17 protein-coding genes, 1 pseudogene and 1 riboswitch are annotated in these 22,451 nt (G+C 73.2%); of the genes and pseudogenes, 11 read left to right on the top strand and 7 right to left on the bottom strand.

Annotated elements, in window-relative coordinates; all coding sequences use genetic code 11:
* Positions 1 to 235: 235 nt before the first annotated feature.
* Complete coding sequence (locus EES42_RS13600; protein ID WP_124718384.1) at positions 236 to 1,834, bottom strand: ABC-F family ATP-binding cassette domain-containing protein; 1,599 nt, start codon at positions 1,832 to 1,834, stop codon at positions 236 to 238.
* Between the two features lie 275 nt (positions 1,835 to 2,109).
* Between EES42_RS13600 and EES42_RS13595 the strand changes: the two genes are divergently transcribed.
* Both EES42_RS13595 and EES42_RS13590 read left to right on the top strand, forming a co-directional pair.
* A complete protein-coding gene (locus EES42_RS13595; RefSeq protein WP_124718383.1) occupies positions 2,110 to 3,000 on the top strand; it encodes a KPN_02809 family neutral zinc metallopeptidase in 891 nt (296 codons plus the stop codon).
* Between the two features lie 97 nt (positions 3,001 to 3,097).
* On the top strand, positions 3,098 to 3,526 hold the full coding sequence (locus EES42_RS13590) for a VOC family protein (RefSeq protein WP_124718382.1): 429 nt from the start codon (positions 3,098 to 3,100) through the stop codon (positions 3,524 to 3,526).
* Positions 3,527 to 3,586: 60 nt separating this feature from the next.
* On the opposite strand, the gene EES42_RS13585 is transcribed toward EES42_RS13590, so the two are convergent.
* The 3 genes from EES42_RS13585 to EES42_RS13575 all read right to left on the bottom strand — a co-directional run bounded on the left by EES42_RS13585 (position 3,587) and on the right by EES42_RS13575 (position 6,978).
* Positions 3,587 to 4,897, bottom strand: coding sequence for a hypothetical protein (locus EES42_RS13585; protein WP_124718543.1), 1,311 nt, complete (start codon positions 4,895 to 4,897; stop codon positions 3,587 to 3,589).
* A 183-nt stretch (positions 4,898 to 5,080) separates the two neighbouring features.
* A complete protein-coding gene (locus EES42_RS13580) occupies positions 5,081 to 6,208 on the bottom strand; it encodes an alpha/beta hydrolase (RefSeq protein ID WP_124718381.1) in 1,128 nt (375 codons plus the stop codon).
* 110 nt (positions 6,209 to 6,318) lie between these two features.
* The gene (locus EES42_RS13575) at positions 6,319 to 6,978 is read right to left on the bottom strand and encodes a class II aldolase/adducin family protein (protein WP_124718380.1); all 660 of its coding nucleotides are present in this window, start codon (positions 6,976 to 6,978) and stop codon (positions 6,319 to 6,321) included.
* 209 nt (positions 6,979 to 7,187) lie between these two features.
* Between EES42_RS13575 and EES42_RS13570 the strand changes: the two genes are divergently transcribed.
* The 7 genes from EES42_RS13570 to EES42_RS13540 all read left to right on the top strand — a co-directional run bounded on the left by EES42_RS13570 (position 7,188) and on the right by EES42_RS13540 (position 15,768).
* Positions 7,188 to 8,459, top strand: a complete 1,272-nt coding sequence (locus EES42_RS13570) for an inorganic phosphate transporter (RefSeq protein ID WP_124718379.1) — start codon at positions 7,188 to 7,190, stop codon at positions 8,457 to 8,459.
* A 44-nt stretch (positions 8,460 to 8,503) separates the two neighbouring features.
* Positions 8,504 to 8,734, top strand: coding sequence for a hypothetical protein (locus EES42_RS13565; protein WP_124718378.1), 231 nt, complete (start codon positions 8,504 to 8,506; stop codon positions 8,732 to 8,734).
* 151 nt (positions 8,735 to 8,885) lie between these two features.
* Positions 8,886 to 9,018, top strand: a riboswitch (cobalamin riboswitch).
* 144 nt (positions 9,019 to 9,162) lie between these two features.
* Positions 9,163 to 10,176 (top strand): cobalamin biosynthesis protein, encoded by a 1,014-nt coding sequence (locus EES42_RS13560; protein ID WP_124718377.1) that lies wholly within the window; start codon positions 9,163 to 9,165, stop codon positions 10,174 to 10,176.
* Entirely contained in the window at positions 10,173 to 11,708 is a 1,536-nt protein-coding gene (locus EES42_RS13555; RefSeq protein WP_124718376.1) for a cobyric acid synthase, read from the top strand. The genes EES42_RS13560 and EES42_RS13555 overlap by 4 nt, the downstream gene beginning before the upstream one ends.
* A gap of 58 nt (positions 11,709 to 11,766) precedes the next feature.
* The gene (locus tag EES42_RS13550) at positions 11,767 to 13,785 is read left to right on the top strand and encodes a putative cobaltochelatase (RefSeq protein ID WP_124718375.1); all 2,019 of its coding nucleotides are present in this window, start codon (positions 11,767 to 11,769) and stop codon (positions 13,783 to 13,785) included.
* The gene (cobO, locus tag EES42_RS13545; RefSeq protein ID WP_124718374.1) at positions 13,785 to 14,384 is read left to right on the top strand and encodes a cob(I)yrinic acid a,c-diamide adenosyltransferase; all 600 of its coding nucleotides are present in this window, start codon (positions 13,785 to 13,787) and stop codon (positions 14,382 to 14,384) included. Before EES42_RS13550 ends, cobO begins: the two co-directional genes overlap by 1 nt.
* 10 nt (positions 14,385 to 14,394) lie before the next feature.
* Positions 14,395 to 15,768 carry a cobyrinate a,c-diamide synthase gene (locus EES42_RS13540; RefSeq protein ID WP_124718373.1) on the top strand — a complete coding sequence of 458 codons (1,374 nt, stop codon included), beginning with the start codon at positions 14,395 to 14,397 and terminating at the stop codon, positions 15,766 to 15,768.
* Between the two features lie 55 nt (positions 15,769 to 15,823).
* Here EES42_RS13540 and EES42_RS13535 read toward each other — a convergent pair whose 3' ends face one another.
* Entirely contained in the window at positions 15,824 to 16,546 is a 723-nt protein-coding gene (locus tag EES42_RS13535) for a ZIP family metal transporter (RefSeq protein ID WP_124718372.1), read from the bottom strand.
* 131 nt (positions 16,547 to 16,677) lie between these two features.
* Between EES42_RS13535 and cobC the strand changes: the two are divergent.
* Positions 16,678 to 18,336 (top strand): annotated as a pseudogene (gene cobC, locus EES42_RS44695) (Rv2231c family pyridoxal phosphate-dependent protein CobC); the annotation flags it as partial.
* Positions 18,337 to 18,516: 180 nt separating this feature from the next.
* Here cobC and EES42_RS13520 read toward each other — a convergent pair.
* Positions 18,517 to 19,620 carry an SCO1860 family LAETG-anchored protein gene (locus EES42_RS13520; protein WP_124718369.1) on the bottom strand — a complete coding sequence of 368 codons (1,104 nt, stop codon included), beginning with the start codon at positions 19,618 to 19,620 and terminating at the stop codon, positions 18,517 to 18,519.
* 324 nt (positions 19,621 to 19,944) lie between these two features.
* Positions 19,945 to 21,045 carry an amidohydrolase family protein gene (locus tag EES42_RS13515; protein WP_241196368.1) on the bottom strand — a complete coding sequence of 367 codons (1,101 nt, stop codon included), beginning with the start codon at positions 21,043 to 21,045 and terminating at the stop codon, positions 19,945 to 19,947.
* A gap of 127 nt (positions 21,046 to 21,172) precedes the next feature.
* Between EES42_RS13515 and EES42_RS13510 the strand changes: the two genes are divergently transcribed.
* A complete protein-coding gene (locus tag EES42_RS13510) occupies positions 21,173 to 22,279 on the top strand; it encodes a pyridoxal-phosphate-dependent aminotransferase family protein (RefSeq protein WP_124718368.1) in 1,107 nt (368 codons plus the stop codon).
* The last annotated feature ends 172 nt before the right edge of the window (positions 22,280 to 22,451 follow it).

Raw genomic sequence — 22,451 nt, 5'->3', positions numbered from 1 at the left:
ACGGGCCGACACGACCGGAATCCCGCATTCCGTGGGGCTGTGGCGGCGGACGGAACGGGGCCCGGGACGAATCGGCAGGTCAGGGCCACACGGGGAACAGGACCCCCGTACGGGTGCGCCCGGCAGGTATCTGCCGGGCGCCGCGCCGAGGTACGAGACGTACTCACGCAGATGATGGATCACGCGTAGGCCGAATGATCCAGACGGAGTGGATCAGACGGGCGTCGGGGCGGGATCAGGCCAGGGCGACCAGGTCCCGGTAGTCCGCGCCCCACAGGTCCTCGACACCGTCGGGCAGCAGGATGATGCGCTCCGGCTGGAGTGCCTCGACCGCTCCCTCGTCGTGGGTGACGAGGACGACGGCGCCCTTGTACGTGCTCAGGGCGCCGAGGATCTCCGCGCGGCTGGCCAGGTCGAGGTTGTTGGTCGGCTCGTCAAGCAGCAGCACATTGGCGGAGGACACCACCAGGGTCGCCAGGGCGAGACGGGTCTTCTCGCCGCCGGAGAGGACACCGGCGGGCTTGTCGACGTCGTCGCCGGAGAAGAGGAAGGAGCCCAGCGTCTTGCGGACCTCGACCAGGTCGAGGTCGGGCGCCGCGGAGCGCATGTTCTCCAGGACGGAGCGGTCCGGGTCGAGGGTCTCGTGCTCCTGGGCGTAGTAGCCGAGCTTGAGACCGTGGCCCTCGATCACCTTGCCGGTGTCGGGCTGCTCGGCGCCGCCGAGGAGCCGGAGCAGGGTGGTCTTGCCCGCGCCGTTGAGGCCGAGGATGACGACCCGGGAGCCCTTGTCGATGGCGAGGTCCACATCGGTGAAGATTTCCAGCGAGCCGTACGACTTGGACAGGCCCTCCGCCATCAGCGGGGTCTTGCCGCACGGTGCGGGCTCGGGGAAGCGGAGCTTGGCCACCTTGTCGGAGACCCGGACGGCCTCCAGGCCGGAGAGCAGCCGCTCGGCACGCTTGGCCATGTTCTGCGCGGCGACGGTCTTGGTGGCCTTCGCGCGCATCTTGTCGGCCTGCGAGTTGAGGGCCGCGGCCTTCTTCTCGGCGTTCTGCCGCTCGCGCTTGCGGCGCTTCTCGTCGGCCTCGCGCTGCTGCTGGTAGAGCTTCCAGCCCATGTTGTAGATGTCGATCTGCGAGCGGTTGGCGTCGAGGTAGAAGACCTTGTTGACGACCGTCTCGACGAGCTCGGCATCGTGGGAGATCACGATGAAGCCGCCGCGGTAGGTCTTGAGGTAGTCGCGCAGCCAGACGATCGAGTCGGCGTCGAGGTGGTTGGTCGGCTCGTCGAGCAGCAGGATGTCGGCGTCCGAGAAGAGGATGCGGGCCAGCTCGACGCGGCGGCGCTGACCGCCGGAGAGTGTATGGAGCGGCTGTCCGAGCACCCGGTCGGGCAGGCTGAGCGCGGCGGCGATGGTGGCGGCCTCGGCCTCGGCGGCGTACCCGCCCTTGGTGAGGAACTCCGTCTCCAGACGCTCGTACTTCTTCATCGCCTTCTCGCGGGTGGCGCCCTTGCCGGTCGCCATCCGCTCCTCGTTCTCCCGCATCTTGCGCAGGATCTCGTCGAGGCCGCGGGCGGAGAGGATCCGGTCGCGGGCCAGCACGTCGAGGTCGCCGGTGCGGGGGTCCTGCGGGAGGTAGCCCACCTCGCCGGAGCGGGTGATGGTGCCGCCGACGGGGTTGCCCTCGCCCGCGAGGCACTTGGTGAGGGTGGTCTTGCCCGCTCCGTTGCGGCCGACGAGGCCGATGCGGTCGCCCTTGGCGATACGGAAGGAGGCGGACTCGATGAGAATGCGGGCGCCGGCGCGCAGCTCGATGCCGGAAACGGTGATCACGGTAAAACTCCAGGGCGGTTGGACGGCGGACGGGACGAGGGCGGAGGTGTCTCGACGCCGCTAATGCACAAGGAGAATTGCCATACGGGCCATTCTACTGGCGGTGTGCAACTGCTTTTCCGCATGCGTCCACGGCACTTGCCGCACGGCCACCCGGCGTCGCCGCCCCACTCCACCGCGCAACGAAACAGGGCATAGCGGTGTGAACTATCCGATACTCGGCGGAGGTGTGGAGGCGGTGGGAGCACCGCGGCCGGAGCGGAGGGTGGTGCGCCATGCAGTTCGACGACGACGCCGACCTGGACACGTCCGAGGTCCAGGATGTGCGCGGCAGCCGGATCCCGGGCGGCAGGGCCACCGTGGGCGGCGGCATCGCCGGTCTCGTCGCACTGATCCTGGGGCTGCTCTTCGGCGTCGGCCCGGAGCAGCTCGGTCTGTCGGACGGCGGCCCGGCCACGTCGCCGACCGCGTCGACGGCGGCGCAGGTGGAGCAGTCCTGCCGCACCGGGAAGGACGCGAACACCAGGGACGACTGCCGGACCGTGGCCGTGGTCAACAGCGTGCAGGACTTCTGGCGGCAGGAGTTCCAGCGCCGCCAGGGCACGTACACACCGTCGCGCACGGTCCTGTTCAGCGACCGGATCGGCACCGCGTGCGGCTCCGCGACCTCGGCGGTCGGGCCGTTCTACTGCCCGGGCGACCGGCAGGTCTACCTGGACCTGGGGTTCTTCGACGAGCTGCGGACGAAGTTCGGCTCCAGCGGCGGCCCGTTCGCCCAGGCCTATGTCGTCGCCCATGAGTACGGCCACCATGTGCAGGACCTGATGGGGACGCTGAACCGGTCCCAGGACGGCCGGACCGGCTCGGACAGCAACGCGGTCCGGGTGGAGCTCCAGGCGGACTGCTACGCCGGGGTCTGGGCGCACCACGCGACGACCACGCCGGACGAGTCGACCGGACGGCCGCTGATCACCTCGCTGACGCAGGCGGACATCCGGGACGGGCTCGACGCGGCGGCCGCGGTCGGCGACGACCGGATCCAGGAGAAGTTCCAGGGCCGGGTCACTCCGGAGTCCTGGACGCACGGCTCGGCCGCGCAGCGCCAGCAGTGGTTCACCACCGGCTTCCGCAGCGGCGACATGGCCGACTGCAACACCTTCCGCTGAGGTCCGCGGCCGTGCCGGGCCGTTGTCGGTGGCGGATGGAAGACTGAGACGCGGATCACAGAACCGGGTCACGGGAGCACGAAAAGGGGTGAGCGTCATGGCAGGCGCACCGGCCGGCGTTCCGACGATCTATCCGACGATTCTGTACGACGACGCGAAGACCGCGATCAGGACGCTGACGGAGGGCCTCGGCTTCACCGAGGAAGCGGTGTACGAGGGCGAGGGCGGACAGGTGCTCCACGCCGAGCTGTCCTGCGGCAACGGCAGGGTGATGCTGGGCTCCAAGGGCCGCGGGGGCGTCTTCGCCGAGGCGATGCGGGGCGCGGGCCCCGCCGGTGTCTACGTCGTGGTCGACGAGGTCGACGAGCACCATGCCCGGGCGGTGGAGTACGGGGTGGAGATCCTGATGCCGCCCACCGATCAGGACTACGGCTCGCGCGACTACATGGCGCGGGACGCCGAGGGCAATGTGTGGAGCTTCGGTACGTACGCGCCGGGGGCGGCGGACCGGGCCGACACGGCCTGAGCGCGCGCAGGCCCCGATCCGCCGGGCGGGCCCGGGGCGGACCCGTCCGGCGCGGGGGTGTCAGGCGCCGCCGGTGTGGACCTGGAACGCGGCCCGGCGCACCGCCTTGGCCAGCGCCGGGTCCGGATGCGCGGCGGCCAGGGCCACCAGCACCTGCACGGTGCGCGGGTGGCCGACGGCGCGTACCTCGTCCAGCAGGGCCGGCACCGTGCCCTGGACGGCCGAGTCGAGGTGGCGGACCAGCAGCCCGGTCTCGCCGTGGTCGGCGACGGCCGCCGCCGTGTCGACCCAGAGCCAGGTGGCCTCCTCCCGGCTGAGGACGTCCTGGGCGTCCTCGGGGTCGGTTCCGTCGTACTCGGCCAGCCAGAGCAGCGCGTAGGGGCGCAGCGAGGGGTCGGCGACGACGGCGCGGACCTCGGGCTCGGCCGGGGCGCCGACGACCCGGAGCGCCTCGAAGGCGAGCCCCCGCAGCAGCGCGTCCTCGCCGCGGGCGACGGCGAGGAGCTCCGCGACGGCGCTGCCGACGGGGCGGGCGGCCAGCCAGGCGCGGTATTCGTCGCGGGCCGGGCCGGGGGTGAGCCGGGCGCAGCCGAGCAGCATGTCGGCGGCGGACTGCTCGATGTTCCCGGCCGGACTCTGGGCCGCGACGCAGATCTGTTCCAGCTTGACCCAGACCGCCCAGTTGCCGAGCGGGGTGAGGGTGGCGTGGCCGGCGCCGAGGGTGAGTGCCCCGACGGCGGCCAGGCCCTCCAGGGCCCAGTCCAGCAGGAGCGCCACCAGGGCGGCGGGGTGTGCGGGGGGCGCGGTCTCGGCCGGTGCGGGCAGCGGCTGGGGGCCGTAGGGCACCTCGCAGCGCTCCTCGCGCAGTTCCGCGACGCGCTGGCCGAGCAGGTCCAGCAGGGCGGGCACGGTGACCGGGCCGGCCGAGAGCTGGAGCAGGGAGAGGACCTGCGGCACGGCCTCGACGGCCTCGGCGACCGCGGTGGACTCGATGTCGGCGGGCGCCGGATGGACCAGCGACCAGGCGTCGAAGAGCGCCACCCAGCCGCGGAGCACGGCGGAGTCGTCGCGGTCCCAGGCGCGCAGCCGCCAGCCGGGGCGTGCCTGCTCGCCGTGCAGTTCGACGAGGCCGGCGAGCCGGGCCCGGTCCCAGCCGGAGCGCACCTGGGCCGGGGACAATTCCAGGGCTGTCGCGGCCCGTTGGAGCGCCTGGGCGGCGAGCGGTGGTGCGCCGGGGATCGCGCCGTCGGCCGCCCAGCGGGCGATCCGTACGGCGTCGGCGAGGGCCGTCCTGGCCTGCCGGGCCAGTTCCGACCGGGGCGGGGTGCCCTCCGGTGGGCGGGGTGCCGGCCTGGTGCGCCGGGTGGTCACGGCCTTGCGAGCGGTGGCAAGGGGTCGCGGGCGGACAAGTCGCAGCCTGGAGTCGCGCGGGTTACGGGACGTCACGGGGAGCAGTCTTGCTCCTGACGGCCCGAAAGCCCAAACGGAACCCGAATTCCCGGTGGGGACCGGTGGGACGGGCCCGGGACCAACCGGCCGATCCCTCGCATCAGGTCACATCAGGGGCGTGAGGAAGCGGCGCAGGGTCTCTTCGTAGTGCGCCGGGTCGGCATTCCACATCGCCGCATGCGGAGCCTGCTCCACGGCGTGCAGGGCGATCAGGTCCGGGCGGCGGGCGGCGAGGTCGCGGGAGGGCTGCCAGGGGGCGAGCCGGTCGTCGGGCCCGTGGAAGATCAGGGTCGGCACGTGCAGCGCCGGGGCGAGGGAGCCGTCCAGCAGCCGGGCGCCGTGCAGTCCGGTCTGTCCCTCGGCGGCACGGACGGCGAGCGGCAGCAGGGCGGACGGGACGCCGCGGGCCACGGCCAGGGCGCGCAGCGTGGTGACCCAGTCCAGCACCGGGGAGTCGAGGACGAGGCCGCAGATCCGGTCGCGCAGCGCGGAGTTGACGGTCGCGAGCAGCGCCATGGAGGCGCCGGTGGACCAGCCGTGCAGGACGACCTTCTCGGCTCCGTACCGCACGGCGAAGCGGATCGCGGCGTCCAGGTCGCGCCATTCGGATTCGCCGAGATGAGCGAGGCCGTCGGGGGAACGCGGGGCTCCGGCGTCGCCTCGGTAGGCCAGGTCGAGCACGGGCAGCCGCAGGGCGTGCAGGAACCTCATGATGTTCATGGGGTGTTCTCTGGTGGTGCCGAGGCCGTGCACCGTGATGACCCAGGTGTCGCGCGGGCCGGGCAGGAACCAGGCGGGCAGGGTGCCCAGTTCGCCGGGGATCTCGACGTCCCGGTGGGACAGGCCCAGGGCCGAGGACGGGTCGCCGCTGTGCAGCTGCGGGGTGACGCGGACCTTGGAGCCGGTCTCCAGGCTGCCGCGGTCGACGCGTTCGAGCCGGCGGACGACGGTGTCGGGGGCGTGGTGGGCGTCCTCGATCACCGGGCCGACCACGGCGTGGACGTCCTTGCCCGTCAGTCCGTACGTGCCGGGCCGCAGGGCGGTGAAGGAGCGGGTCAGGGTGACCTGCCCGGCGGCCGTGGCGTGCACGGTGAGTCTGCGGTCGGCGGGGAGTGGCCGCCCGGACGGCGCCCTGAGGGCGGCGTCGCTGGCGTACCGGCCGGCCGCGACCGCTGCCGCACCGACGCCGAGGATCGTGGTGACGGCTGCTGCCGTAACTGTTGCCGGGCGCACCGCTTCAGTGTCGTGGCGGGTGCGGAACCCTGCCAGCGGGCGGGGGCCGTCCGGCGGATCGGGGGCGGACGGCCCCGGGCGGTCCGGTGGACCGGCCGGGTCGAGCCGGGTCAGCCGGGCTGTCCGTACCCCTTGAGGGCCTCCCGCACATCGTCGAGCTGCTCCGGGGAGAGGAGGCTCGGGCTGCGTCCGGGGACGGAGCTCGCGGCGAGCCAGAGCCGGCAGAGCCATTCCAGCTGGGCCGTGCGGTCGTACGCCTGGTCCAGGGTGGCTCCGTAGGTGACGGTTCCGTGGTTCTGGAGCAGGCAGCCCGTGCGGTCGCGCAGGGCGGCGAGCATGTTCGCGGCCAGTTCCTCGGTGCCGTAGCGCGCGTAGGCGGCGACGCGGACGGGGCCGCCCAGCATGGCGGCGGCGTAGTGGACCGACGGGATCTCGGGGACCAGTGTGGAGACGGCGGTGGCGTGCACCGCGTGGGTGTGCACGACGGCGGCCGCGTCGGTGTTCCGGTAGACGGCGAGGTGGAGCGGGAGTTCGCTGGTGGGGGCGAGCTCGCCGAGTACGCGGTTGCCCTCCGGATCGACGCCGACGACGTCCTTCGGGCCCAGCCGGTCGTACGGCACTCCGCTCGGTGTGACCAGGATGGTCGTGCCGACCCGGGCCGACACGTTCCCCGACGTCCCGACGACCAGGCCCTCGGCCGCCGTCCGCCGGGCGGTGGCGACGACACCGTCCCAGGCTCGTCCGATCGCGTCCCGCTGCTGATCGCTCATGCGCCGATCCTGTCAGCCGCGGAGGCGGACCGGTATGGGGTCCGCCACAACCGCGCACCGCGGGAGAGCCGGGCCACGCCTGCCCCGAGGACAAGCGGAATGTCTGGGCTCCGCTTTGGAACACCCCAACGCCCTGCTCAGTTCATCTTCCGTTCATCCAGGTTGCCTACGGTCCACATGCCAATGACGTCGAACGATTGCCTGGGTAAATGGAACACATCACGCTGCTACTCGCGATTGTGATCGTGACAGCTCTAGTGTTCGATTTCACGAACGGTTTCCATGACACCGCGAACGCGATGGCGACCACCATCTCGACCGGTGCACTCAGACCGAAGACCGCGGTGGCCATGTCCGCCGTTCTCAATCTCGTCGGCGCGTTCCTGTCGGTGGAGGTCGCCAAGACGATCTCCGGCGGGATCATCAACGAGGACGGGCTGCGGACAGAAGTCATCTTCGCGGCACTCGTCGGCGCCATTCTGTGGAATCTGCTGACCTGGCTGGTCGGGCTGCCGTCCAGTTCGTCGCACGCCCTGTTCGGCGGTCTGATCGGCGCGGCCGTGATGTCGGCCGGCTGGTCCTCCGTCAACGGCGGCACCGTCGTCACCAAGGTGCTGCTCCCCGCGGTCGCCGCCCCGATCGTCGCCGGTCTGGCCGCGCTGCTGGCCACCCGGCTGACGTACCGGATCGGCGGCAAGGTCCGTGACGAAGCCCAGCAGAAGGCCACCGCCAAGGGCTACCGGGCCGGCCAGATCGCCTCGGCCGGACTGGTCTCGCTCGCCCACGGCACCAACGACGCGCAGAAGACCATGGGCATCATCACCCTGGCCCTGGTCACCGGCGGTGTCCTGCACCCGGGCTCCAACCCGCCGGTCTGGGTCATCGTCGCCGCCGGCACGGCCATCGCGCTCGGCACCTATCTGGGCGGCTGGCGCATCATCCGCACCATGGGCAGCGGCCTCACCGACCTCAAGCCGCCGCAGGGCTTCGCCGCCCAGACCAGTGCGGCCACGGTCATCCTGGCCTCCTCGCACCTCGGCTTCTCCCTCTCCACCACCCAGTCCTGCTCCGGCGCCGTGATGGGCGCGGGCCTCGGCCGGCAGGGCGGTGTGGTCCGCTGGTCCACCGCCACCCGGATGTTCGTCGCCTGGGGTCTGACCCTGCCGGCCGCCGGTCTGGTCGGCGCGGGCGCGGAGCTCCTCACCAAGCAGGGCACCTGGGGTGTCGTCGTCGTGGCGGCGCTGCTGGTCCTGGGCTCCGGTGCGATCTGGCTCGTGTCGCGCCGCAAGCCGGTCGGCCACGACGATGTCGCGCCCTCGGACGGCGACGCCGAGCCCGCGGGCGTCGTCACCACGGCCATCGCCGCCGTCAGCCCGCCGCCCACCGCGGCCGCGGCGCAGGCACCGGCCCAGAACCTCATGACCACCATTCCGGCCCCGGCCGGAACCACCCAGGACCCGGCGCGACCCGCCACCGTCTGAGCCGGCCGACAGGCCGGCCGTCCAAGGCCGTCTAAGGATTCAGCATGAACATCGACTGGGCAGCCCTCGGCTCCGTATTCGGCGTCTCCCTCGTTGTCACCGTCGCGCTGGTGGGCCTCTTCACTCTGGGCATCGTCGGCCTCTCCAAGCAGCCGGAACCGGCGGCGCAGGGCGGCTCCGGCGGCTCACTGCTGCTGGCCCGCGCCGGCGCGTACGTCTGCTTCGGGCTGTGCGCGGCGGCCGTCGCGTACGGGATCTATCTGATCGTCGCCTGAGCCACTCCCGCGCACGCTCCCCCGTCGGGCCGGACACCCCAGGTGTCCGGCCCGATGTGGGTATCAGCACACTGCGCCGTCGCAGGTCAACGGCAGGTTGACGGGCGTTCGCGGAGCGTGGTGGACTGCCGGAGCCAATTACGGCGACAGCAGAGGAAGCCGGTGCGAATCCGGCGCGGTCCCGCCACTGTCACCGGGGAGCGGTCCCCCACCACCGGAAGTCACGGCTCGCGCGAGCGGGCTGGAAGGCCGGGGGAACCGCGGATCCGGGAGCCAGGAGACTCTCGTCGCCGGTCACGTCGAACCAGGGCGCGGACCCTGAGTGAGGACATATCGCCATGCCTGGCTGCCGTGCGTCCGCTGTTTCGGCGCTCTCGACGAGAGCCGCCTGTACGAAGGTCCGCCGAGGCGCGACGGCCGGCTGAGCCGTGCGAGCCGACCGCATCTTCGCGTACGGCGCCACGGCCGGTCTGATCGGCGATCTGCTGCTCGGTGACCCCCGCAGGGGACACCCGGTCGCCGCGTTCGGACGGGCCGCGGCGGACGTCGAGCGCCTGCTGTGGCGCGACCACCGCGGCTGGGGCGCGCTGCACACCCTCGTCTGCGCCGGAGGCGCCGCGGGTGGTGCCGCGCTGATCACCCGCGCCGTGCGCCGCAGCCCCGCCGCCTCCGTGGCGCTGACCGCCGCCGCCACCTGGTCCGTCGTCGGCGGCACGTCCCTGGGGCGTGAGGCGCGGGCCATCGGCGGCGCCCTGGCCGCCGGTGACATCGAACTGGCCCGTGAGCGGCTGCCGCATCTGTGCGGCCGCGACCCGCACTCCCTGGACGGACCGCAGATCGCCCGCGCCGTGGTGGAGTCCGTGGCGGAGAACACCTCGGACGCCGTGGTCGGCGCGCTGGTGTGGGGCGCGCTGGCCGGGGTTCCGGGACTGGCCGGGTTCCGGGCCGCCAACACCCTGGACGCCATGGTCGGGCACCGCTCGCCCCGGCATCTGCGCTACGGCTGGGCCTCGGCCCGCCTCGACGACCTCGCCGGCTGGCCGGGCGCCCGGCTCACGGCCCTGCTCGCCGTCGCCGCCGGGGGGCGCCCGCGGGGAGCGGTCCGCGCCTGGCGGGCCGATGCCGCCAAGCACCCGAGCCCCAACGCGGGCCCCGTGGAGGCCTCGTTCGCGGGTGCGCTCGGCGTACGGCTCGGCGGGACCCTCGCGTACGGCGGCCGGGTAGAGCACCGCCCCGTGCTCAACGGGGAGACGGGCCGGGCCGTGGAGACCGCGGACATCGAGCGCGCGGTGCGGCTGTCGCGCCGGGTGAGCGCGCTGGCGCTGGGCGTCTGCGTGGCGGGGCGGCTCGGCGCGGCCCTCGCCGCGCGGCGGATCGCCGGGCGCCGGACCACCGGGACGAACGTGGCGGGGCCTCGCACCGCAGGACGGAGAAACGCATGAGCGGCGGGCTGCTGGTCGCCGGTACCACTTCCGACGCGGGCAAGAGCGTCGTCACGGCAGGCATCTGCCGCTGGCTCGTGCGCCGGGGCGTGAAGGTGGCGCCCTTCAAGGCGCAGAACATGTCGCTCAACTCGTTCGTCACCCGCGAGGGCGCCGAGATCGGGCGCGCCCAGGCCATGCAGGCCCAGGCCGCCCGCGTCGAACCGAGCGCACTGATGAACCCGGTCCTGCTCAAGCCCGGCAGCGACCGCTCCAGCCAGGTCGTCCTGATGGGGAAGCCGGTCGGCGAGATGAGCGCGCGCGGCTACCACGGGGGCAGGCAGGAGGCGCTGCTCTCCACGGTCGTGGACTGCCTGGAACAGCTCCGGTCCACGTACGACGCGGTGATCTGCGAGGGCGCGGGCAGTCCGGCCGAGATCAATCTGCGGCGCACGGACATCGTGAACATGGGCATCGCGCGGGCGGCGCGCTTCCCGGTGGTGGTCGTCGGCGACATCGACCGCGGTGGGGTCTTCGCCTCGTTCTTCGGTACGACGGCGCTGCTCGCCGCGGAGGACCAGTCGCTGATCGCCGGGTATCTCGTCAACAAGTTCCGCGGCGACGTCTCGCTGCTGGAGCCGGGTCTGGAGATGCTGCGGGACCTCACCGGCAGGCCGACGTACGGGGTGCTGCCCTTCGCCCACGGCCTCGGCATCGACGAGGAGGACGGGCTGCGGGTCTCGCTGCGCGGGGCGGTGCGCGAGTCGGTCGTCGCGCCGCCGCACGGCGAGGACGTGCTGCGGGTCGCGGTGTGCGCGGTGCCGCTGATGTCGAACTTCACCGATGTGGACGCGCTGGCCGCCGAGCCCGGTGTCGTCGTCAGGTTCGTGGACCGCGCCGAGGAGCTGTCCGACGCCGACCTGGTCGTGGTGCCGGGCACCCGGGGCACCGTGAAGGCGCTGGCCTGGCTGCGCGAGCGCGGCCTCGCCGACGCCCTGGTGCGGCGGGCGGCCGAGGGCCGGCCGGTCCTCGGCATCTGCGGCGGCTTCCAGATCCTCGGCGAGCACATCGAGGACGAGGTCGAGTCCCGGGCCGGTCACGTCGACGGCCTGGGGCTGCTGCCCGTACACATCCGCTTCGACCGGGAGAAGACCCTGGCCCGGCCGGTCGGCCGGGCGCTCGGCGCGCCGGTCGAGGGGTACGAGATCCACCACGGCGTGGCGGACGTGCTCGGTGGCGAACCGTTCCTGGACGGCTGCCGGGCCGGCGCCGTGTGGGGCACCCACTGGCACGGCTCGCTGGAGAGCGACGAATTCCGCCGCCGCTTCCTGACCGAGGTCGCACGGGGCGCCGGCCGGCGTTTCGTCCCCGCTCCGGACACCTGCTTCGCGGCGCTGCGCGAGGAGCAGCTCGACCGCCTCGGCGATCTCGTCGAGGAACACGCGGACACCGACGCGTTGCTGCGGCTCATCGAGTCGGGCGCGCCGTCGGGGCTCCCGTTCATCGCCCCGGGAGCACCGGGGGCACCAGTAGCACCGGGGGGACGCCGGTGAACGGCGCGGGCCGAGGCCGCCTTTTTCATGAACATTCATTCGCAGGAGGGATCGCCCCGTGAGCACGCATTTCCCGTTCACCGCCGTCGTCGGGCAGCAGGACCTGCAACTCGCCCTGCTTCTCAACTCCGTCGCACCGAACATCGGTGGCGTCCTCGTACGGGGTGAGAAGGGCACCGCGAAGAGCACCGCCGTGCGCGCGCTCTCGGCGCTGCTGCCGGAGGTGGACGTCGTCTCCGGATGCCGTTTCTCCTGCGCCCCCGAATCGCCCGACCCGGCGTGTCCGGACGGCCCCCACGAGCCGGGTACCGGCGTGTCGCGGGACGCCCGCATGGTGGAGCTGCCGGTCGGCGCGTCCGAGGACCGGCTGGTCGGGGCGCTCGACATCGAGCGGGCGCTCGCGGAGGGCGTGAAGGCCTTCGAGCCGGGCCTGCTGGCCGACGCGCATCGCGGGATTCTCTATGTCGACGAGGTCAACCTCCTCCACGACCACCTCGTGGACCTGCTGCTGGACGCGGCCGCCATGGGTGCCTCGTACGTGGAGCGCGAGGGCGTCTCCGTACGGCATGCCGCCCGCTTCCTGCTCGTCGGGACGATGAACCCCGAGGAGGGTGAGCTGCGGCCGCAGTTGCTCGACCGGTTCGGGCTGACCGTCGAGGTCGCCGCGTCCCGGGAGACCGATCAGCGGGTAGAGGTGGTGCGGCGGCGGCTCGCGTACGACGACGACCCGGCGGGCTTCGCGGCCGGGTGGGCCGGCGAGGAGGACGCGTTGCGGGCGAGGATCGTCGCCGCGCGGGCCCTGCTGCCCGAAGTGCGGCTCGGGGACTCGGCGTTGCGGCAGATCGCGGCCACCTGTGCGGCCTTCGAGGTCGACGGGATGCGCGCGGACATCGTGATGGCGCGGACGGCCACCGCGCTGGCCGCCTGGGCGGGCCGTACGGATGTGCTCGCCGAGGACGTGCGCCAGGCTGCCCTGCTCGCGCTCCCCCACCGGCGCCGGCGCAATCCGTTCGACGCGCCGGGGCTCGACGAGGACAAGCTCGACGACACGCTGGAGCAGAACAGCGGCGGGGACGACGACCCGGACCCGGACGGCCCCGGTGGCGGCGGCCGTCCCCCGCAGGGCAACGGCCCCGACACGCCGCCGGCGCCCGAGGGCGAGGCCGGCGACGCGCCCGCGCCGTCCGTGCCCGAGCAGGGCCAGGAGCAAGGGCAGGGACAGCCGTCCGGTGGCGGTGACCGGCAGCCGGTGGGCGCCACCGAGCCGTTCCGCACGAAGATGCTGAGCGTCCCCGGGCTGGGCGAGGGCGCGGCGGGACGGCGGTCCCGGGCCCGTACCGAGCACGGGCGTACGACCGGCGCGCGGCGTCCGCAGGGCGCCCTGACCAAGCTGCATCTGGCGGCCACCGTGCAGGCCGCCGCTCCGCACCAGCGGTCGCGGGGCCGGTCCGGGCGCGGTCTTGTGGTCCGGCGGGACGATCTTCGGCAGGCGACGCGGGAGGGGCGCGAGGGGAATCTGGTGCTCTTCGTGGTGGACGCCTCCGGGTCGATGGCCGCCCGGCAGCGGATGGCCGCGGTCAAGGGCGCGGTCCTCTCGCTGCTGCTGGACGCGTACCAGCGCCGGGACAAGGTCGGGCTGATCACCTTCCGGGGCAGGGACGCCGAGGTGGCGCTGCCGCCGACGTCCTCGGTGGACGCCGCGGCGGCACGGCTGGAGCTGCTGCCGACCGGAGGGCGCACCCCGCTCGCGGCCGGACTGCTCAAGGCCCACGAGGTGCTGCGGGTGGAGCGGCTGCGTGATCCGTCGCGGCGGCCGCTGCTGGTCGTGGTGACCGACGGGCGGGCGACCGGCGGCCCCGATCCGGTGGCGCTGGCCTCCCGGGCGGCGCGGCTGCACGAGGCGCAGGGCGTCGCGTCGGTCGTCGTGGACTGCGAGTCGGGGCCGGTACGGCTCGGCCTCGCGGGAAGCCTCGCCCACGATCTCGGGGGCGGCGCCGTCACGCTGGAGGAGCTGCGGGCCGACTCGATCGCCGGGCTCGTCAAGGACGTTCAGGAAACCAACAGGAGGGCCGCGTAATGCCGCAGGGACAGCCGACCACCGTGCCCGACGACGGGCTCACGACCCGTCAGCGCCGCAACCGCCCGCTGCTGATGGTGCACACCGGCATCGGCAAGGGAAAGTCGACGGCGGCCTTCGGGCTCGCGCTGCGCGCCTGGAATCAGGGGTGGCCGATCGGCGTCTTCCAGTTCGTCAAGTCGGCGAAGTGGAAGGTCGGCGAGGAGAACGCGCTGAAGGTCCTCGGGGCGAGCGGCGAGGGCGGCTCGGTCGTCTGGAACAAGATGGGCGAGGGCTGGTCGTGGGTGCAGCGCGACGGCCAGATGGACAACGAGGAGGCGGCGCGCGAGGGCTGGGAGCAGGTCAAGCGCGACCTGGCGGCCGAGACGTACCGGCTGTACGTCCTCGACGAGTTCGCGTACCCGATGCACTGGGGGTGGATCGACACCGACGAGGTGATCGAGGTGCTGCGCGAACGCCCCGGTGCGCAGCATGTGGTCATCACCGGGCGCAACGCGCCGCAGAAGCTGCTGGACGCCGCCGATCTGGTGACCGAGATGTCGAAGGTCAAGCACCCGATGGACGCCGGTCAGAAGGGCCAGCGGGGCATCGAATGGTGAGGGACTGGCAGTGAACACTCCTCGTCTGGTGATCGCCGCGCCCTCGTCGGGCAGCGGCAAGACCACCGTCGCCACGGGGCTGATGGCGGCCTTCGCGGGGCGGGGCCTCGCCGTGTCCCCGCACAAGGTCGGGCCCGACTACATCGACCCCGGCTACCACACGCTGGCCACCGGCCGGCCGGGGCGCAACCTCGACGCGTACATGTGCGGCCCCGACCGGGTCGCCCCGCTGTTCGCGCACGGGGCGGCCGGCTGCGACCTCGCGGTGGTCGAGGGCGTGATGGGGCTGTACGACGGTGCGTCGGGCCAGGGCGAGCTGGCGTCGACCGCGCAGGTGGCGAAGTTGCTGCGGGCGCCCGTGGTGCTGGTCGTCGACGCGTCGTCGCAGTCGCGTTCCGTGGCCGCGCTGGTGCACGGTTTCGCCTCGTGGGATCCGCAGGTGCGGCTCGGCGGGGTGATCCTGAACAAGGTCGGCTCCCAGCGGCACGAGGCGCTGCTGCGGGACGCGCTGGAGGAGTCCGGTCTGCCGGTGCTGGGGGTGCTGCACCGGGCCGAGCAGGTGGCCGTGCCGTCGCGCCATCTGGGTCTGGTGCCGGTCGCCGAGCGGCGGGGTGACGCGGTGGGCGCGGTCGCGGCGATGCGGGAGCAGGTGGTGGCGGGGTGCGATCTGGAGGCGCTGATGGCGCTGGCCCGTTCCGCGCCGCCGCTGCCGGGCGAGGTGTGGGACGCGGCGGAGGCGATCGGCGGCTGCGGCGGGCCCGTGCCGCTGTCCGCCCCCGCCGGGGCCCCGGTCGTCGCGGTGGCCTCCGGTGCCGCGTTCACCTTCTCGTACGCCGAGCACACCGAGCTGCTCACCGCGGCCGGGGCCGAGGTCGTGCCGTTCGACCCGCTGCGGGACGAGGCGCTGCCCGAGGGTACCCGGGGGCTGGTCGTCGGCGGGGGGTTCCCGGAGGTGTACGCGGGTGAGCTGTCCGCCAACGCGGCGCTGCGCAAGGCCGTCGCCGGGCTGGCGGAGTCCGGGGCCCCGGTGTCCGCCGAGTGTGCCGGGCTGCTGTATCTGGCGCGTTCGCTCGACGGGCTGCCGATGTGCGGGGTCCTCGACGCGGAGGCCCGGATGTCGAAGCGGCTGACGCTCGGCTACCGGGAGGCCGTGGCGGTCTCCGACAGCGTGCTGGCGGCCCCCGGCACCCGGGTGCGCGGCCACGAGTTCCACCGCACCGTGCTGGAGCCGGGCGCCGGCGCCGATCCGGCGTGGGGCATGCACCAGCCGGAGCGGCGGGTCGAGGGGTACGTACAGCGGGGCGTGCACGCCAGCTATCTGCATACCCACTGGGCGGCGGCGCCCGGCATGGCCCGCCGGTTCGTCGAGCGGTGCGGGGAATGAGCCGGAGCGGGAACCGGTGCCGGAAGCGGTGAGGCGCCCGGGGGCGGTGCGTTGCTCAGTCCGCGATGCCCACCACGAGCCAGATGAAGCCCACCCCGGCCACGGTGCACAGCAGCGTGGAGCGGGCCGGGTGTTCGTGGTGTGCCTCGGGGAGGATCTCGGCGGCGGCCAGGTAGAGCAGCGCGCCGCCGAAGAAGCCGAGATAGCAGCCGAGGAGTTCCGCCGGAAGGGTGAACAGGAGCGTCGTCGCGGCGCCCACGATCGGCGCCAGCGCGTCCGCGAACAGCATGACCAGGGCCTTGCGGCGGGCGTTCCCGTACAGGCTGGTGATCGTGTACGTGTTGAAGCCGTCGGCGAAGTCGTGCGTGATGACGGCGAGCGCGACGGCGGCTCCCATGCCCGCGCCCACCTGGAAGGCCGCGCCGAGGGCGACGCCGTCCATCAGGCTGTGGCCGACCATCGCCGCCGCCGCCGTGAGCCCGACCTGCGGCACCCGCTCCTCGCCCGCGCCGTGTGCCGCCTGGCGCACCGCGAGCAGCCGCTCCACCAGGTGGGCGACGAGGAAGCCGCCGACGAACAGCAGCAGGGCTGCCGGGACGCCGAAGACGGCCTCGCCCGCGGCGTCGATCGCCTCCGGCAGCAGGTCCAGGCCGACCACACCGAGCATCAGCCCGCCGGCGAAGCCGAGCACCAGGTGGCGGCGGTCGGTGACGCGCTGGGCGACCCAGCCGCCTGCCAGGGTCATCAGGAACGCGCCGAGCGCGACGAACACCGCCATGCGCTCTTGCTAGCCGATCGACCCCGGTGCGCGCATCTCAGCGCCTCCCCGCTCCCCCACTCCTCGTGAAAGGCCGCTCCATGTCCGAAGCCGACGCGCCCGCCGCGCCGCCCGCCGACGGGCTCGGCGCGTCGCTCTCCGTCGGAATCGGCGCGTCCAGGGGCGCGCCGGTCGAGGAGATCCTCGGGCTGGTCCGGGACACCCTGCGCGCGGCCGGGCTCTCGCCGGTGGGCATCGCGGAGCTGGTGACCGTGGACGCCAAGGCGGACGAACCGGGCATCGTCGCCGCCGCCGAGGCGCTCGGCGTACCGCTGCGGACGTACCCGGCCGGGGAGTTGGCCCGGATCGAGGTGCCCAATCCGTCCGGCGCGCCGCTCGCCGCGCTCGGAGCGCCGTCGGTCGCGGAGGCCGCCGCGCTCGCGGCGGGCGGTGAGCTGCTGGTGCCCAAGCGGAAGTCGGCCCCGACGGGGCGGGCGCCGATGGTGACCTGTGCGGTGGCGCGCCGCGGTCCGCCCTGACGGCCGTCCGTGACGCCCGCGACAGCGGACGCACCTCCCCGTCCCGACCGTTGCGTGAAGCCCGGTGCCGGGCGCATAGTCGTTCTGCCGTACTCAGAGGATCGACCGGGACGGCCGCGGCAGCCGGCCTCCCGTACCCACGACGACGGCCATCACCACCATCCCCCCACGGCGGTCATGCACACTCCCACTGAAAATCCCGACGCGACAGGCGCGGGCGCGCACGATCTGCGGCACCACGGTGACGCGGAAGTACGGGGACGGGACCGGGATCTGACCGATCTCGCCGTCAACGTACGGGCCGGTACTCCCCCGGCCTGGCTGAGGGAGCGGATAGCCGGGTCGCTGGGCTCGCTCGCCGCCTACCCGGACGGCCGGCCCGCCCGGGCAGCGGTCGCGGACCGGCACGGGCTGCCGGTGGAGCGGGTGCTGCTGACGGCGGGTGCGGCGGAGGCGTTCGTGCTGATCGCGCGGGCGCTGCCGGTCCGTCGCCCGGTCGTGGTCCATCCGCAGTTCACCGAGCCGGAGGCGGCGCTGCGCGCGGCCGGGCACGAGGTGGGGAGGGTGCTGCTGCGGGCCGAGGACGGATTCCGGCTTGACCCGTCGGCGGTGCCCGAGGACGCGGATCTGGTGGTGGTCGGCAATCCGACCAACCCCACGTCGGTGCTGCATCCGGCGGCGCTGGTGGAGCGGCTGGCCCGTCCCGGCCGGACGCTGGTGGTCGACGAGGCGTTCATGGACGCGGTGCCGGGCGAGCGCGAGACCCTGTGCGGGCGTACGGACGTCCCCGGGCTCGTCGTGCTGCGGAGCCTCACCAAGACCTGGGGGCTCGCGGGGCTGCGGATCGGCTATGTGCTGGCCGATCCGGGGACCGTCCGCGCGCTGGAGGAGACCCAGCCGCTGTGGCCGGTGTCGGCCCCGGCGCTGACCGCCGCCGAGGCGTGCATGGAGCCGCGGGCGCTGGCCGAGGCGGCCGCCGCCGCGGAGCGGATCGCGGTGGACCGGGCCCATCTGGTGGCGGGGCTCCGGGAGTTCACCGAGGTGCGGGTGGCGGAGCCGGCCGAGGCGCCGTTCGTCCTGGTCCGGCTGGAACAGGCCGCGGAGGTACGGGAACGGTTGCGGATGCTGGGGTTCGCGGCGCGGCGAGGAGATACGTTTCCCGGGCTCGGTCCGGAGTGGCTGCGGCTGGCCGTGCGCGACCGCGCCACGACCAACCGCTTCCTCCAGGCGTTCGACCAGGCGCTGCAGACGCTGGGCGCGGCCGTGCGCTGACGGCCTGCGGCTGCTGGTGGGGGTCGTACGTTGACGGCCTCCGCTGCTGGTGGGGTCGCGTGCTGACGGCCTGCCGCTGCCCACGCTCCGTCGCGCGGCCGCGGGGAGCGGCGCACCGTCACACGTACGCCACTCCCCGCTCCCGCTCCCCTACTGCCCCCCTCAGGTCTCCCGGAGGGATCAGCCCTGGGCGCGCCGCCTGGCCACGACCACGGCCCCGGCGCCCGCCGCCAGCAGTACGGCCGCGCCACCCGCGATGTACGGGGTGGCGGAGCTGCTGCCCGTCTCCGCGAGGTTCGAGTCGACGGCCGGTTCGTTGCCGGTGCCGGTCTGGGGCTTCACCCCGCCGTCGCTGTTGCCACCGCTTCCGCCGTTGCCGCCGTCACCGGACCCACCGCTGGTCGAACCGCCATCGCTCGAACCACCATCGGTGGACCCACCGCCGCTCGAACCACCATTGCTCGAACCGCCATTGCTGGATCCGCCGTCGCTGGAGCCTCCATTGCTCGTGCCTCCATTGCTCGTACCGCCGTTGCTCGTACCGCCGTTGTCGCCGTTGCCCGGCCCGGTCGACTTCGGCGTCTCGCAGGTCGCCTCGGCGAGCGTGATCTCTCCGCGTACATCGGCGACGTTCAGCTTGAGCGGGTTGACGGAGACCTTCAGCTGCAACGCGGTCGCCGCGGCGGTGCGCGAGGTGGTGTGCGTCTTCGAGAGGTCCAGGGTCACCTCACCGACGGCCGGGACCTTGACCTGCGTGGTGCCGCCCGCGGTGAGGTCGATGCGCTTGCCGAGGACCGATACGTGCCCCAGCACGTTCGACTCGGCGACCGGCTTCCGGCCCACCTCGCAGACCGCCTTGGACGTGACCTTCTCCACCTCGATCAGCGAGAGCACCGGCAGTCCGGGCACATGGACCCGGGCCTTGGCCACATTGCTGTAGCCCTCGGCCCGGTGCTTGTCGGCGGTCGCCTTCGCGGTCGCCACATCGGCGGCGAGCACACTGACCGGCCGGCCGCCGTCCACACCGTCGAGCCGCACGCTGAGCGCGGTCTCCTTGGCGTCGGCGGGTGCGTGCACCTCGTTGAGCGTGGCCCTGAGCGGCACGTCGACCGTCTTGTTCAGGAGCGAGACGTCGAGTGCGGTACGGAGCACGACCGCGCTCGCCCTGCCGCCACCCGTGGTCGTGGTGGTCGCGGTGGCGGCCTGCGCCGGGGCGGCGACCAGCAGCGCGACGGGAGCGGCAGCGACCGCCAGGGCGGCCAGGCGGAAGGTGTTGCTGTTCAAAGTGGTGGAACCCCCACAAGAGACATGGAGCCACCGGTGCCGTCCAATGGGGGACATCGAGAGCTCCGGTGGCCTCGACCCCGAAAGCTTTACGCACGGAGGGTGAACTGGCGGACACCTGACGTGAGTTCACCCCAAAGGGGGGTTTCCGTGCCTGTATTCGAATATCTCGGTACGTTCGTTCCTCCGGATCACCCGATCCGCTGAGCGCTCACCGCGCCGCAGCCGACTGCGCCGGGGTGCGCGCGAAAGTGTCTCAACGACGGGGCAGGGGTTCGGTAACTGCCCGTCAACACGGCGCACCCCGGTCACGGGCCGCCGGACTCAGCCGATCACCCGCCCGTTCAGGACCACCCGCCGAGGTGCCGCGAGCACCCGTACGTCCGCCCGCGGGTCCTCGTCGTACACCACCAGGTCCGCCGGGGCGCCCTCCTCCAGAACCGGCCGCCCCAGCCACTGCCGCGCGCCCCAGGTCGTCGCGGACAGCGCGTCCAGGGCCGGGATGCCCGCCTTCACCAGTTCGGCGACCTCGTCCGCCACCAGCCCGTGGGCGAGCACCCCGCCCGCGTCGGTGCCGACGAAGACCGGCACCCCGGCGTCGTACGCCGAGCGGACCGTGTCGTAGCGCCGCTCGTGCAGCCGCCGCATATGTGCCGACCAGCGGGGGAACTTGGCGTCGCCGCCCGCCGCGAGCGAGGGGAACGTGGCGATGTTGACCAGGGTGGGGACGATCGCGACCCCTCGCTCGGCGAAGAGCGGAATGGTGTCCTCGGTGAGCCCGGTGGCGTGCTCGACGCAGTCGATCCCGGCCTCCACGAGATCGCGCAGCGAGTCCTCGGCGAAGCAGTGCGCGGTGACCCGGGCGCCGAGCCGGTGCGCCTCGGCGATGGCCGCTTCGACCGCCTCGCGCGGCCAGCAGGCGGTCAGATCGCCGACCTCCCGGTCGATCCAGTCGCCGACCAGCTTCACCCAGCCGTCACCGCGGCGCGCCTCCTGCGCGACGTACGCGACCAGCTCGTCCGGCTCGATCTCATGGGCGTAGTTGCGGGTGTACCTGCGGGGCCTGGCGATGTGCCGGCCGGCCCGGATGATCTTCGGCAGGTCCTCGCGGTCGTCGATCCACCGGGTGTCGGCCGGCGACCCCGCGTCCCGCAGCAGCAGCGCACCCGCCTCCCGGTCGGCGAGGGCCTGCTTCTCACTGGTCGCCGCATCCACGGCGCCGTGGTGGTCGAGCCCGACGTGGCAGTGGGCGTCCACCAGACCCGGCAGCACCCAGCCGGTGACGGTCACCGCCCCGTCCGCGCCGGCCGGCCTCCCGTACGAGATCCGCCCGTCGACCACCCAGAGCTCGTCCCGGACGTCGTCGGGACCGACGAGCACCCGTCCCTTCACGTGCAGCACCTGCGATGCCTTGTGATCACTCATGGGCAGCACTGTACGAGGCGGCGTACGGGCCCCGGCTCCCCTCACGGCCCTGGGTACGCTTCGACGGAAGCACCGCCCGTACGCGACACCGCGCACCGACCCGATCCGACCCGAAGAGAGCACCACCGTGACGCACCCCTTCCTCGACCTCGCCCCGCTCACCGCCGCGCACTTCGCGGCCATCGAGAAGCGGGTGGCCGGCCTCCTCGCCACCGAGCAGGACGTCGTCATCATGCAGGGCGAGGCACTGCTCCCCCTCGAAGGCTGCATCCGGGGCGGCGCCCGGCCCGGCTCGACCGCGCTGAACGTCGTCACCGGTCCGTACGGGCAGACCTTCGGCAACTGGCTGCGGGACTGCGGTGCCCATGTCGTCGATCTCGCCGTTCCGTTCCACACCGCGGTCACCGCCGACCAGGTCGCGCGGGCGCTGGCCGAGCACCCGGAGATCGACTTCGTCTCCCTGGTCCACGCGGAGGCGGCGACCGGCAACACCAATCCGGTCGCCGAGATCGGCGAGGTGGTCCGTTCGCACGGGGCGCTGTTCATGCTGGACGCCGTCGCCTCGGTGGGTGCCGAGCCGCTGCTGCCGGACGCGTGGGGCGTCGACCTCTGTGTGATCGGCGCGCAGAAGGCGATGGGCGGCCCGGCCGGGGTGTCCGCGGTGTCGGTGAGCGAGCGCGCCTGGGAGCGGATCGCCGCCAACCCCGAGGCTCCGCGCCGTTCCTACCTCTCGCTGCTGGACTGGAAGGAGCGCTGGATCGACGGCGGCCGCAAGGCCCTGCTGCACGCGCCGGCCCAGCTGGAGATGCTGGCGCTGGAGGCCTGTGTGGAGCGGATCGAGACCGAGGGACTGGACGCGCTGATGGCACGTCACGCCGCGGCCGCCGCGGCGACGCGGGCCGGTGCGGTGGCGCTCGGCGGCGGCCTCTCGCCGTACGTCCACGAGGCCGCGGAGGCGGCGCCGGTCGCGACGACGCTGCGCGCCCCGGAGGGGGTCGACGCCGCCGAGCTGGTCGCGCGGGCGCTCGCGGCCGACCCCTCGCTGCCGCTGATCGCGGGCGGGGGTGCGCTGTCCAAGGAGATGATCCGGGTCAATCACTACGGTGTGGATGCGACGCGGGGCGCGGTGCGGTCCTCGCTCGCGGCTCTGGGGGCGGCGCTGGCCGATACGGGCCGGCAGGTCGACTTCGAAGCTGCCCGCAAGGCCGTTTCGGAAACCTGGCCGAGCGAATAAATCCGGGCCGGGCGCCAATATCTTCCGAATGCGGGGAGCTGCTTTATTCAGAGCAGCTCCCCGCATTCTTCTGCCCGGTTTCCCGAACCCTAAACACCCGAGTTCCCAGAGTCTCCGCGCGGACCCGAACCACACAATTCCGTTGCGTCGCCCGAGAGTTACAACCATGTGA

Source organism: Streptomyces sp. ADI95-17 (assembly GCF_003846175.1).
GTDB classification, from domain to species: Bacteria; Actinomycetota; Actinomycetes; order Streptomycetales; family Streptomycetaceae; genus Streptomyces; species Streptomyces sanglieri.
This window is presented reverse-complemented; position numbering and strand designations above follow the sequence as displayed.

Coding starts and splice junctions, on each gene's coding strand:
- EES42_RS13555 (WP_124718376.1), top strand. CDS start 10,173: ATGAGCGGCGGGCTGCTGGTCGCCGGTACCACTTCCGACGCGGGCAAG.
- EES42_RS13565 (WP_124718378.1), top strand. CDS start 8,504: ATGAACATCGACTGGGCAGCCCTCGGCTCCGTATTCGGCGTCTCCCTC.
- EES42_RS13595 (WP_124718383.1), top strand. CDS start 2,110: ATGCAGTTCGACGACGACGCCGACCTGGACACGTCCGAGGTCCAGGAT.
- EES42_RS13515 (WP_241196368.1), bottom strand. CDS start 21,045: ATGAGTGATCACAAGGCATCGCAGGTGCTGCACGTGAAGGGACGGGTG.
- cobO (WP_124718374.1), top strand. CDS start 13,785: ATGCCGCAGGGACAGCCGACCACCGTGCCCGACGACGGGCTCACGACC.
- EES42_RS13590 (WP_124718382.1), top strand. CDS start 3,098: ATGGCAGGCGCACCGGCCGGCGTTCCGACGATCTATCCGACGATTCTG.
- EES42_RS13570 (WP_124718379.1), top strand. CDS start 7,188: ATGGAACACATCACGCTGCTACTCGCGATTGTGATCGTGACAGCTCTA.
- EES42_RS13575 (WP_124718380.1), bottom strand. CDS start 6,978: ATGAGCGATCAGCAGCGGGACGCGATCGGACGAGCCTGGGACGGTGTC.
- EES42_RS13535 (WP_124718372.1), bottom strand. CDS start 16,546: ATGGCGGTGTTCGTCGCGCTCGGCGCGTTCCTGATGACCCTGGCAGGC.